The organism is Variovorax paradoxus, assembly GCA_016806145.1.
Taxonomy (GTDB): domain Bacteria; phylum Pseudomonadota; class Gammaproteobacteria; order Burkholderiales; family Burkholderiaceae_C; genus Variovorax.
The window spans coordinates 1,495,511-1,507,582 of record CP063166.1; the positions used below are offsets into that span (position 1 = coordinate 1,495,511).

Here is a 12,072-nt window from a genome sequence, read left to right on the forward strand (position 1 = left end):
CGAAAGGCCCGTCATGTCCTTCCCTTCCCGTCCGTCGCGCCGCAACAGCGGCTTCATCCACCCGCTGTCCAGCGAGATCACGCCACGCGCCCTCTACGAAGGCCGGCGCGACCTGCTCAAGCTGATGGCGGGCGGCGCGGCCGGCGCCGCGCTGGCTTCCTTCGCGGGCCGCGAGGCGCTGGCCCAGACGGCGCGGCCGAACAAGCTGGAAGCGCTGCCGGGCGCGAAGTCCGCGGTGCCCGGTGCGCAGACGATGGAAAAGCTCACCGACTACAAGGACGCGACCAGCTACAACAACTACTACGAGTTCGGCACCGACAAGGGTGACCCCGTCAAGAACGCCGGCACGCTCAAGACCCGGCCCTGGACCGTCGAGGTCGAGGGGCTGGTGAAGAAGCCCGGCAAGTACTCGATCGAGGACCTGCTCAAGCTCAGCGCGCAGGAAGAGCGCATCTACCGGCTGCGCTGCGTCGAGGGCTGGTCGATGGTGATCCCGTGGGTCGGCTATTCGCTGGCCGAGCTGATCAAGAAGGTCGAGCCGCAGGGCAACGCCAAGTTCGTCGAGTTCGTGACCCTGGCCGATCCCAAGACCATGCCCTTCGTCGGCTCGCGCGTGCTCGACTGGCCCTACACCGAGGGCCTGCGCATGGACGAGGCGATGCATCCGCTCACGCTGCTGGCCTTCGGCATGTATGGCGAGGTGTTGCCGAACCAGAACGGCGCGCCGGTACGGCTCGTGGTGCCGTGGAAGTACGGCTTCAAGTCGGCCAAATCGATCGTGAAGATCCGCTTCGTCGAGAAGGAGCCGAGCACGGCCTGGAACAAGGCCGCGGCGCAGGAGTACGGCTTCTACTCGAACGTGAACCCGAACGTCGACCATCCGCGCTGGAGCCAGGCGACCGAGCGCCGCATCGGCGACGGCGGCGGCCTGTTCGCCAAGCGCAACAAGACCCTGCTGTTCAATGGCTACGAAGCGCAGGTCGGCCAGCTCTATGCGGGCATGGACCTGAAGAAGAACTACTGAGGCGGGCGCGCACCCCCGCAACCCGCGGGGGGCGCGACCCGAACGCCATGAACAAGCTGCTGCTGCATCCCGCCGCCAAGCCCGTCGTCTTCCTGCTGTGCCTGCTGCCTTTCGCGTGGCTGGCCTACGGCGTGGTGGTCGACCAGCTGGGCCCCAATCCCCAGGAGTACCTGATCCGCGCGACCGGCGACTGGACCTTGCGCTTCCTGTGCATCGTGCTGGCGGTCACGCCGCTGCGCGTGACGACGAAGTGGAACGGCCTGGCGCGCTTCCGGCGCATGCTGGGCCTGTACGCCTACTTCTACGTGGTGCTGCACCTGCTGTGCTACGCATGGTTCGACATGGGGCTCGACTGGGGCGAGATCGCCAAGGACATCGCGAAGCGGCCGTTCATCCTGGTGGGCTTCTCGGCGTTCGTGCTGCTGACCCCGCTGGCGCTGACCTCGTTCAACCGCGCGATCAAGGCCATCGGCGCGAAGCGCTGGCAGCTGCTGCACAAGCTGGTCTACCTGATCGCGGGGCTGGGCCTGCTGCACTTCTTCTGGATGCGCGCGGGCAAGAACAACTTCGCCGAGGTGTTCGTCTACGCGGCGATCATCGGCCTGCTGCTGGCGTGGCGACTCTGGCGCTGGATGGGCGCCCGCAAGGCGGGCGTGCCGGCAGCGCGGGCCGGCGCGCGGGCGCGGCCGTCGAACTAGCCGCGGTCCCCGCTCAGCCCCTGGCGGTCTGCAGCTCGGCCTGCAGCTGGTCTTCCAGCGTCTCGCGCCGGCGGATCAGCGTGGCGGCCGTGCCGCTCACGAGCACCTCGGCCGCGCGCGCGCGGGTGTTGTAGTTGCTCGCCATGCTCATGCAATAGGCACCGGCCGAGAGCACGCCCAGCAGGTCGCCGGCCACCACGTTGAGTTCGCGGTCGCGGCCGATCCAGTCGCCGCTCTCGCAGACCGGGCCCACCACGTCGTAGGTGGCGCCAGCGCCGGCGCGTTCGCGCAGCGGCACGATGCGATGGAAGGCCTGGTACATCGCGGGCCGCGGCAGGTCGTTCATGGCCGCGTCGACGATGCAGAAGTTCTTGTCCTCGCCGGGCTTGGTGTAGAGCACCTCGGTCAGGCACACGCCGGCATTGCCGACCAGCGAGCGGCCCGGTTCGATCACCAGCTTGCGCTGGCCGAAGCCGCGCGCGTCGAGCCGCTCGAGCAGTTGCCGCCACAGCGCATCGGCCTGCGGCGGCGTCTCGCCGTTGTAGTCGATGCCCAGGCCGCCGCCGAAGTCCAGGTGATGGATGGGAATGCCCGCGGCCTCGATCGCCACCACCAGGTCGAGTACGCGCTCGAAGGCGTCGAAGTAGGGCGAGGCCTCGGTGATCTGCGAGCCGATGTGGCAGTCGATGCCCACCACCTCGAGGCCCGGCAGGCTGGCCGCGTGGCGGTAGGCCTGCACCGCGCGGTCGTGCGCGATGCCGAACTTGTTGCCCTTGAGGCCGGTGGAGATGTAGGGGTGCGTCTTGGGATCGACGTTGGGATTGATGCGGATGCTGATCGGCGCGCGCGCCTTCTCGGCCAGCGCCACCTCGTTGAGCACGTCGAGCTCGGCCTCGCTCTCGACGTTGAAGCAGGCGATGCCGGCCGCGAGCGCCTGGCGCATCTCGGCGCGGGTCTTGCCGACACCCGAGAAGATGATCTTCTTCGGATCGGCGCCGACCGCGAGCACGCGCGCGAGTTCGCCGCCCGAGACGATGTCGAAGCCGCAGCCGGCCTCGGCGAACACGCGCAGCACGCCGAGCGAGGAGTTGGCCTTCATCGCGTAGCAGACCAGCGCATCGCGGCCTTCGAAGCCGCGCTGGTAGGCGGCCAGCGCATCGAGCATCCACTGCTTCGAGTAGACGAACAGCGGCGTGCCGTGCTCGCGCGCGAGCGCATCGAGCGACACGCCTTCGACCTGGAGCGCGCCGTCACGCTGCGCGATGTGGGGATGGCCGGGCAGGGGAAGGGTGCTCATCGTGCGGCTCCGCTGCTGGCGGTGGCAGGCTTCGGCGCGGCCTGGCCGGTGCTGGAAGACGGCGTGGCATTGCCGGTGCCGCCGGGCATGCTGGGCGTCAGCAGGTCGGGCAGCGTGGCGCGTTGCGAGGCGGCCGGATCGGTCGGCAGATAGAGGGCGCCGCGCTGTCCGCAGGCGGCCAGGCCGAGGGTGGCGGCGGCGAGGCAGACCATGAGCGCAGTGCGGCCGCGGGCGCTCACTAGAATTTGGTGGACATTCAACATAACGAAATTGTAATGACGGACTCCGAATACATGGACCGCGCCGAAGCCGCGCTGGCGGCGATCGAGCACAGCTGCGACCGCATCAACGACGCGACGGACGCCGACATCGACAACCAGCGCGTGGGCGGCATGATCACGATTTCGTTTCCCAACGGCAGCCAGCTGATCGTGAACCTGCAGAAGCCGCTGCAGGAGATCTGGCTCGCGGCGCGCTCGGGCGGCTACCACTACCGCTTCGACGGCCAGGCCTGGATCGACACCAAGAGCGCGGAAGAGTTCTTCGGCAACCTGTCGCGCGAGGCGAGCCTGCAGGCGGGGCAGCCGCTGAGCTTCACCGCGGGCTGAGACCCGCGGCGCGGCCGACGCGGCATCAGTTGCGGAACAGGTCGAGGATGCGGCTGCGCTCCTCGGGCGGCGCCGGCGGGCTCACCGGCGCGCCGCTCAGCGCTTCGGCCGGTGCCGCCGGCGTCGTGTCGACACCCAGGCTGGCCACGCCGCGGCCCGGTGCGTAGTCGTCGTAGTACCACTCGCCGCCCACGTTCACCACGCCCGCGGGCGGCGTGGTCGAGAGGTCGGTGACCGGCGCGCCCTTGATGGCGGTTTCCATGAAGTTGATCCAGATCGGCAGGCTCAGGCCGCCACCGGTCTCGCGGTCCCCGAGGTTGCGCGGCGTGTCGTAGCCGATCCACGAGATCGCGGTCATGGTCGGCTGGAAGCCTGCGAACCACGCATCGAGCGAATCGTTGGTGGTGCCGGTCTTGCCATAGAGGTCGGGTCGCTTGAGCATCGCCTGGGCCTTGGCCGCGGTGCCGGCGCGCGCCACCGATTGCAGCAGGCTGTCCATGATGAAGGCGTTGCGCTGCGGGATGGCGCGCAGCGCGTCATTGAGCAGCGGCGGCTGCTTGTCGACCAGCAGCTTGTCCTTGTGGTCGGTGATGCGCGTCACGAGGTAGGGATTGACGCGGTAGCCGCCGTTGGCGAACACCGAGTAGCCCACCGCCATCTGCATCGGCGTGACCGAGCCCGCGCCGAGCGCCATCGGCAGGTAGGCCGGATGCTTCTCGCGCTCGAAGCCGAAGTTGGTGATCCAGTCCTGCGCGTAGCGCGTGCCGATCGACTGCAGGATGCGGATCGAGACCAGGTTCTTCGACTTCATCAGCGCGGTGCGCATCGACATCGGGCCGTCGTAGCCGCCGCCGTAGTTCTTCGGCTCCCAGGGCTGGCCGCCGGTGGTGCCGGCATCGAAGAACAGCGGGCCGTCGTTGATCACGGTGGCGGGCGTGAAGCCCTTCTCGAGCGCGGCAGAGTAGATAAAGGGCTTGAAGCTCGAGCCCGGCTGGCGCCAGGCCTGCGTGACGTGGTTGAACTTGTTCTTGCCGAAGTCGAAGCCGCCGACCAGCGCCTTGATCGCGCCGTCGCGCGGGTCCATGGCGACGAAGGCGCCCTCGACCTCGGGCAGCTGGGTGATCTCCCAGGTGTTCTTGGGCGTCTTCACCACGCGGATCACCGCGCCGCGGCGGATCTTGATGTTGGGCGGCGCCTTGTCCGAGAGGCCCGACTGCGCGGGCTTGAGGCCTTCGCCCGTGATCTGCACCGCGTCGCCGTTGCCGCGCACCGCATCGATCTGCTTGGCGGTGGCCTTGAGCACCACGGCCGCCATCACGTCGCCGTTGTCGGGATGGTCGCTGAGCGCGTCGTCGACGGCTTCGTCGAGATCCTTGGCATCGTTCGGCAGCTCGACGAACTTCTCGGGGCCGCGGTAGATCTGGCGGCGCTCGTAATCCATGATGCCCTTGCGCAGCGCCTTGTAGGCGGCGGCCTGGTCGGCCGCCACGAGCGAGGTGTAGACCTTGAGGCCGCGCGTGTAGGTGCTGTCGCCGTACTGCGCATACATCAGCTGGCGCACCGTCTCGGCCACGTACTCGGCATGCAGCCGGTTCGGGTCGGCGGCGTCGCGCAGGTGCAGCTCTTCCTTCTTGGCGGCCGCGGCCTGCTCGGCGGTGATGAAGCCGGCTTCCTGCATGCGGTCGATCACGTAGAACTGCCGGCCGCGCGCGCGCTGCGGGTTGTTCACCGGGTTGTTCGCGCCGGGCGCCTTGGGCAGGCCGGCCAGCATCGCGGCCTGGGCGATGGTGAGCTCGGACAGCGGCTTGCCGAAGTAGGCCTCGGAGGCGGCGGAGAAGCCGTAGGCGCGGTTGCCGAGGTAGATCTGGTTCAGGTAGATCTCGAAGATCTGGTCCTTGCTCAGCAGGTGCTCGAGCTTGAAGGTCAGCAGCACCTCGTAGATCTTGCGCGTCAGCGTCTTCTCGGAACTCAGGTAGACGTTGCGCGCCACCTGCATGGTGATGGTGGAGGCGCCCTGGCTCTTCACGCGGTTCATGTTCGCGAGGCCAGCGCGGATCATGCCCTTGTAGTCGACGCCGCCGTGGTCATAGAAGCGGGCGTCCTCGGCCGCCAGCACGGCGTCCTTCACCACCTTGGGAATGGCCGAGATCGGCGTCAGGTTGCGGCGCTCCTCGCCGAACTCGCCGATCAGGATGCCCTCGGCCGAGAACACCCGCAGCGGCAGCTTGGGCCGGTAGTCGGAGAGCTCGGAGATGTCGGGCAGGTTCGGATAGGCGACCGCCAGCGCCACCGCGACCACGCAGATCACCGACAGCACGCCGGCCGCGGCGATGCCCAGGCCCCAGAACACGAAGCGCAGCAGCCATTTGAGCCAGGCGGGCCGGGTGGAGGCGGGTGGGGTCTTGGCTGGGCGCTTGGAGTTTGGCGTTGGCCGTGTGTTTTCTTGCATGGAGGGCCCGAGAGTCACCGCGCATTATAAAAAGCCACCCCTTGAGCGGGCCCCGATGTTTGCTCGGCGCCCCGGTCCTAAATCGAAAGTTACAAAACGAGGCTTTAGCGTCAGCTTTTGGCAACGATCGACCCTGCCGTCCCGATCCGCCCCTTGGATGGCGTCGGGCGTGCTGCTAGCATGCAACCGAATTCAAATTTTTCCATTGGTTACAAATGCAGGGGAAGAGGGACAGAACTTGGCTGCTCTTGGAACATTGTTTCGTCGTCAGAACGCCCCCCTGCTCGGGCTGGATGTCAGCTCGTCCAGCGTCAAGCTGGTCGAACTCGGCCGTGAAGCCAGCGGCAAGCTGATCCTGGAACGCTGCGCCATCGAGCCCCTCGAGCGCGGCTGGATCACCGATGGCAACGTCGAGAAGTTCGACGAGGTCGCCGAGGCCGTGCGCCGCGTGGTGCGCAAGAGCGGCACCCGCACGCGCAACGTCGCGCTGGCGTTGCCGCCCTCGGCGGTGATCACCAAGAAGATCATTCTTCCGGGCGGGATGAGCGAGCAGGAGCTCGAAATCCAAGTCGAATCGGAAGCCAATCAATACATTCCTTTCTCGCTGGACGAAGTGAGTCTCGATTTCTGCGTGACCGGGCCGAGCCTGAGCTCGGCGGGCGACGTCGAGGTGCTGATCGCCGCGTCGCGCAAGGAGAAGGTGCAGGACCGCGAAGGCCTGGCCGAGGCGGCGGGCCTCAAGGCCATGATCCTGGACGTCGAGTCCTATGCCTCGCGCCTCGCCACCGCGCGCCTGATCGAACAACTGCCGGGCAAGGGTCAGGACGCTATCGTCGCCCTGTTCGAGGTCGGCGCCTTCACCACCAGCATGCAGGTGCTGCGCAACCAGGAAGTGCTGTACGACCGCGACCAGGCCTTCGGCGGCGCCCAGCTCACCCAGATGATCGTGCGCCAGTACGGCTTCTCGGCCGAGGAGGCCGAGGCCAAGAAGCGCAGCGGCGACCTGCCCGACGACTACGGCTCGGGCGTCCTCAAGCCCTTCGTCGAGAGCATCGCCCAGGAAATCGCGCGCGCGCTGCAGTTCTTCTTCACCAGCACGCCGCACAACCGTGTCGACTACGTGATGCTGGCCGGTGGATCGGCCTCGCTGCCGGGCCTGAGCAATGCGGTGACGCGGCAGACCTCCTTCGCCTGCTCGCTCGTCAATCCCTTCGACGGCATGGAGCTCGGCTCGAACATCCGCGAGAAGAAGGTCCGGCGCGAAGCGCCTTCCTACCTGACCTCCTGCGGTCTGGCCATGCGGAGGTTCCTGCAGTGATCCTGATCAATCTGCTTCCGCACCGCGAGGCCGCGCGCAAGCGCCGGCGCGAAGCCTTCTATGGCGCGCTGGCCGGTGCCGCTTTGCTCGGCGGCCTGATCGCGTGCCTGGGCTATCTCTGGTTCGAGGCCCAGATCTCGGCCCAGCAATCGAAGAACCGCTTCCTGCAGGGCGAGATCAAGAAGCTCGAGGTCGAGATCAAGGAGATCTCGACCTTGCAGGAGGAGATCGCGGCGCTGCGCGCGCGCCAGCAGGCCGTCGAGGACCTGCAGGGTGACCGCAACCTGCCGGTCCATCTGCTCAACGAACTGGTGCGGCAACTGCCCGACGGCGTCTACCTGTCGAGCATGAAGCAGGACAACCAGACCGTCACGCTGCAGGGCATGGCGCAGTCGAACGAGCGCGTGTCCGAGCTGCTGCGCAATCTCGGCAACAACAGTCCCTGGCTGGTGAAGCCGGAGCTGGTCGAGATCACTTCCGCCACCGTGAGCCTGAGTGCGAACCAGCGCGACCAGCGGCGGGTGGCGAACTTCACCATGCGCATCGGCCTCAAGCGGCCGACCGACGCGCAGAAGGCCGCGGCCGACAAGGCGCTGGCCACCGCGGCGCAGTCCAAGGGCTAGGCGATCATGGCAAGCAAACGCTCTTCCCCCCCCATCGATCTCGGTGCCGCGCTGCGCCGCTTCGGCGATCAGTTCCGCGGGCTGAACACCAACGACCCCGCGAGCTGGCCGTCCGTGCCGCGCTATGCGCTGTGCCTGGGACTGGCCGTTTTCGTGGTCGTGGCCCTGTGGTTTGTCTGGCTCACGAATTCGAACGACGAACTCGAATCGGAGCGCAGCAAGGAAGCCACGCTCAAAACCGACTATCAGAAAAAGGTGGCGCAGGCCGCCAATCTCGACCTGCTGAAGAAGCAGCGCGAGCAGGTGCAGCAGTACGTCACGCTGCTCGAGAAGCAACTTCCGAGCAAGGCCGAGATGGACGCCTTGCTGTCGGACATCAACCAGGCAGGCCTCGGCCGCAGCCTGCAGTTCGAACTGTTCCGCCCGGGACAGGTCGTCGTCAAGGACTACTACGCCGAGTTGCCGATTGCTGTGCGTGTGACCGGCCGCTACCACGACATGGGCGCTTTTGCGGCCGATGTCGCCAGCCTGTCGCGCATCGTCACGTTGAACAACCTGAGCGTGGCGCCGCAGAAGGACAAGGACGGTGCGTTGACCATGGATGCGACGGCGCGCACTTACCGCTATCTCGATGAAGAAGAGCGGGCCACCCAGAAACGCGCTGCGGCGTCCAAAGGCGCGAAGAAATGAAAGCGGCCTTCAAGTTCTTGTGGCTCGCAATGGCCGCGTTGGGATTGAGTGCCTGCGGGAACTCCGATCAGGAAGATCTTCAGCGCTGGATGGTGGAGCAGCGCGCACAGGTCAAGCCCAGCATCTCGCCCATCACGGAACCGAAAAGATTCACACCACAGGCCTATACGGAAGCCTCGTCGTTCGAGCCTTTCAACATGCTAAAGCTCACGCAGGCACTGCGTCGGGAATCGAACCAGCCGGGCAACTCCGACCTGATCGCTCCCGAACTGGCGCGTCGCAAGGAGGCCCTCGAGGCCTTCCCGCTCGATTCGATGGCCATGGTCGGGACCATGAACCGCAGTGGCCAGCCGGTGGCGCTGGTGAAGGTCGACAAGCTGCTCTACAAAGTGCGTGTCGGCGAGTACCTGGGCCTCAACTACGGCCGCATCACGCGGATCAACGAAAGCGAAGTCGCCCTGCGAGAAATCGTGCAGGACGCGGCTGGCGAATGGATCGAACGCGCAGCATCGCTGCAGTTGCAAGAGAGTGCGAAATGAACCTAGAAAAATCGAAGATGGCACATCGGCTGCGAACCGTCGCGCTCGGGTTGCTTGCATTCGGCGCCCTGGCCATGGCCCATGCCCAGAACGCCATCGAGTCGGTGACCAGTTCAATGCAGTCCGGGGCGGAGGTGATCCGCATCGACTTGGCGCAACCCCTGGTCACCGTGCCCAATGGGTTCGCGGTGCAGACACCCGCGCGCATCGCACTCGATTTCCCCGGTGTCACGAATGCTATCGGACGCTCGGCGATCGAAGTGAATCAGGGCAATCTGCGCTCGGTCAATGTGGTGCAGGCCGGTGAACGCAGCCGCGTTGTGCTCAACCTCAAGCAGGCCACTGCATACAAGACTGAGATCCAAGGCAAGTCGCTGCTGGTGACGCTCGAACCTACGGCGGGCGTGGCGCTTGCGGCACCGGTTTCCGCGACTTTTGCTGAGAATCGCAACCGGGACACCCTGCCGTTGCGCGATGTGGATTTCCGTCTAGGCTCGGATAACACGGGCCGCGTCATCATCGATCTGGCGAACAACCAAGTCGGCGTCGATCTGCGCCAGCAAGGCAAGAGCCTTGTGGCGGAGTTCACCAAATCCGCGCTGCCCGAGGGGCTGCGTCGCCGGCTCGACGTGGCCGACTTCAATACGCCCGTCCAGTCGATCACGGCCCAGCAAGCTGGAGATCGTGTGCGCCTGACGATCGAGTCCAAGGGCGACTGGGAACACAGTGCCTACCAGAGCGACAACCAGTTCGTGGTGGAAGTCCGCGCACGCAAGGTCGATCCGACCAAGCTGACCCAGGGCGTGGGCTACACGGGTGAGAAGCTGTCGCTGAATTTCCAGAACATCGAGATTCGCTCGCTGCTGCAGGTGATCGCCGACTTCACGAACTTCAACATCGTGACTTCCGATTCGGTAACCGGTGGGTTGACCCTGCGGCTGAAGGACGTGCCCTGGGACCAGGCGCTCGACATCATCATGCAGGCCAAGAATCTCGGCATGCGCAAGAACGGCAGCGTGCTCTGGATCGCGCCGAAGGACGAGATCAACGCCAAGGAGAAGCTCGAGTTCGAGGCCAAAGCCGCGATCGAGAACCTCGAACCGCTGCGCACGCAGTCGTTTCAGTTGAACTACACCAAGGCGATTGCCATCGCGCAGGGGCTGACCGGGACCGGTGCATCCGCTGGCGGGGGTAGCGGTGGGGGCGGAGGCTCGGGCACGACCACGCGCATCCTGAGTCCCCGCGGCAGCGTGATCGCGGAGGCGCGCACCAATCAGCTGTTCGTCTCCGACATCCCCTCGCGCCTGGCGCAGGTGGCCGAACTGATCCAGAAGCTCGACGTTCCGGTGCGCCAGGTACTGATCGAGGCGCGCATCGTCGAGGCGACCGATACCTTCGGCAAGTCGCTCGGCGCCAGGCTGGGCGGCGGTATCGCCAACGAGAGAATCGCGTCGGCCAACGGCAACCGTGCCTTCGGCACCCTGGGTGTCATGCCGGTGTCTGGTTCGGGGAGTGGAGGATCCGGTGGCAACAGCGGGGGGGCCACGACGACCACCTGGACCAACTCGAATTTTGTGAATCTGCCGGCCAGCGATCCGACCGGCAATGGAGCCTCGCCCGGCACCTTCGCGATCTCGCTGTTCAATTCGAGCTTCTCCCGCATGCTGAACCTCGAGATCTCGGCACTCGAAGCCGACGGCAAGGGCAAGCTGGTATCCAGCCCCCGCGTCATCACGGCCGACCAGACCAAGGCGCTGATCGAGCAGGGCGAGGAAATCCCCTACCAGCAAGCGACTTCGAGCGGCGCCACCTCGATCTCGTTCCGCAAGGCCGTGCTCAAGCTCGAAGTCACGCCGCAGATCACGCCCGAGGGCAACATCATCCTGACGCTCGACGTCAGCAAGGATGCGCGCGGTATCAACACCACCGCGGGCCCGGCCATCAACACCAAGCACGTCCAGACCGAAGTGCTGGTCGAGAACGGCGGCACGGTCGTCATCGGTGGTATCTTCGAGCTCAACGAATCCAATGACGAGTCGCGCGTGCCGGTGCTGGGTGAAGTGCCCTATGTGGGGGCGCTGTTCCGCACACGGACTCGCATTGCGAACAAGACCGAAATGCTCGTCTTTATCACCCCGAAGATGATTACCGACCGCAACGCCGCGCGCTGACGCGCGGGCGTAGCAGCCACGGCGTGGCCGTCGCACTCGTCGGATTGCCCGGCGCCGGAAAGTCCGCGGTGGGCCGGCGGCTGGGTCTTCGGCTCAACCTTCCCTTCGTCGACACCGATCACGAGATCGAGCAGCGCATCGGCTGCTCGATCCGCGACTACTTCGAGCGCGAGGGCGAAGCCGCCTTCCGCGATCTCGAACAGCAAGTGATCGCCGAGCTGGCGGCCGGCGCGAACGGCGTGCTGGCCACCGGGGGCGGCGCGGTGCTGCGCGAGGCCAACCGGCTGCAACTGCGCGGCCACTTCCACGTGATCTACCTGCGGTCCTCGCCCGAGGACCTGTTCCGGCGCCTGCGCCACGACGTCAAGCGGCCGCTGCTGCAGGTGGCCGATCCGCTGGGTCGGCTGCGCGAGCTGCACGATGCGCGCGATCCCTTCTATCGCGAGACCGCCCACGACGTCGTCGACACGGGGCGTCCCACGGTCGCGACGCTCGTGAACATCATCGTGATGCAGCTCGAGCTGGCCGGCATCGTGCCGCCCGGCGCGCATCCCGAGGGGCCCGAGCCGACCTCGTCCTCGGACTGAGTTCGCGCGGCCCGAAGCACATCGACCCTCGCGCGCCGAGGCGCTTGCGGCCAGCGCTCCGGCCCCTG

Annotated in this window: 12 protein-coding genes; 9 read left to right on the forward strand and 3 right to left on the reverse strand. The window is 66.4% G+C overall.

The window, feature by feature from the left end; translation table 11 throughout:
• Window positions 1-13 precede the first annotated feature (13 nt).
• Complete coding sequence (gene msrP / locus INQ48_06840) at window positions 14-1,024, forward strand: protein-methionine-sulfoxide reductase catalytic subunit MsrP (protein QRF58945.1); 1,011 nt, start codon at window positions 14-16, stop codon at window positions 1,022-1,024.
• Window positions 1,025-1,071: 47 nt separating this feature from the next.
• Window positions 1,072-1,722: a sulfoxide reductase heme-binding subunit YedZ gene (locus tag INQ48_06845; protein ID QRF58946.1), complete on the forward strand. Its 651-nt coding sequence runs from the start codon at window positions 1,072-1,074 to the stop codon at window positions 1,720-1,722.
• A 13-nt stretch (window positions 1,723-1,735) separates the two neighbouring features.
• On the opposite strand, the gene lysA is transcribed toward INQ48_06845, so the two are convergent.
• Window positions 1,736-3,019, reverse strand: a complete 1,284-nt coding sequence (lysA, locus tag INQ48_06850; protein QRF58947.1) for a diaminopimelate decarboxylase — start codon at window positions 3,017-3,019, stop codon at window positions 1,736-1,738.
• Window positions 3,016-3,282, reverse strand: a complete 267-nt coding sequence (locus INQ48_06855; GenBank protein ID QRF58948.1) for a lipoprotein — start codon at window positions 3,280-3,282, stop codon at window positions 3,016-3,018. The genes lysA and INQ48_06855 overlap by 4 nt, the downstream gene beginning before the upstream one ends.
• A 12-nt stretch (window positions 3,283-3,294) precedes the next feature.
• Here INQ48_06855 and cyaY point away from each other — a divergent pair, with 12 nt between their 5' ends.
• Window positions 3,295-3,627 (forward strand): iron donor protein CyaY, encoded by a 333-nt coding sequence (gene cyaY, locus INQ48_06860; GenBank protein QRF58949.1) that lies wholly within the window; start codon window positions 3,295-3,297, stop codon window positions 3,625-3,627.
• A gap of 25 nt (window positions 3,628-3,652) precedes the next feature.
• On the opposite strand, the gene INQ48_06865 is transcribed toward cyaY, so the two are convergent.
• Complete coding sequence (locus tag INQ48_06865; GenBank protein QRF58950.1) at window positions 3,653-6,076, reverse strand: PBP1A family penicillin-binding protein; 2,424 nt, start codon at window positions 6,074-6,076, stop codon at window positions 3,653-3,655.
• Between the two features lie 238 nt (window positions 6,077-6,314).
• On the opposite strand from INQ48_06865, the gene INQ48_06870 reads away from it, so the two are divergent.
• The 6 genes from INQ48_06870 to INQ48_06895 are packed head-to-tail and all read left to right on the forward strand — an operon-like array spanning window position 6,315 to window position 12,004.
• Complete coding sequence (locus INQ48_06870; protein ID QRF58951.1) at window positions 6,315-7,394, forward strand: pilus assembly protein PilM; 1,080 nt, start codon at window positions 6,315-6,317, stop codon at window positions 7,392-7,394.
• A complete protein-coding gene (locus INQ48_06875) occupies window positions 7,391-8,017 on the forward strand; it encodes a PilN domain-containing protein (GenBank protein ID QRF58952.1) in 627 nt (208 codons plus the stop codon). The genes INQ48_06870 and INQ48_06875 overlap by 4 nt, the downstream gene beginning before the upstream one ends.
• A 6-nt stretch (window positions 8,018-8,023) precedes the next feature.
• Window positions 8,024-8,707 (forward strand): type 4a pilus biogenesis protein PilO, encoded by a 684-nt coding sequence (locus INQ48_06880; protein QRF58953.1) that lies wholly within the window; start codon window positions 8,024-8,026, stop codon window positions 8,705-8,707.
• Window positions 8,704-9,246 (forward strand): pilus assembly protein PilP, encoded by a 543-nt coding sequence (locus tag INQ48_06885; protein ID QRF58954.1) that lies wholly within the window; start codon window positions 8,704-8,706, stop codon window positions 9,244-9,246. The genes INQ48_06880 and INQ48_06885 overlap by 4 nt, the downstream gene beginning before the upstream one ends.
• Window positions 9,243-11,417 (forward strand): type IV pilus secretin PilQ, encoded by a 2,175-nt coding sequence (locus tag INQ48_06890; GenBank protein ID QRF58955.1) that lies wholly within the window; start codon window positions 9,243-9,245, stop codon window positions 11,415-11,417. The genes INQ48_06885 and INQ48_06890 overlap by 4 nt, the downstream gene beginning before the upstream one ends.
• Window positions 11,418-11,440: 23 nt before the next feature.
• The gene (locus INQ48_06895) at window positions 11,441-12,004 is read left to right on the forward strand and encodes a shikimate kinase (protein ID QRF58956.1); all 564 of its coding nucleotides are present in this window, start codon (window positions 11,441-11,443) and stop codon (window positions 12,002-12,004) included.
• The last annotated feature ends 68 nt before the right edge of the window (window positions 12,005-12,072 follow it).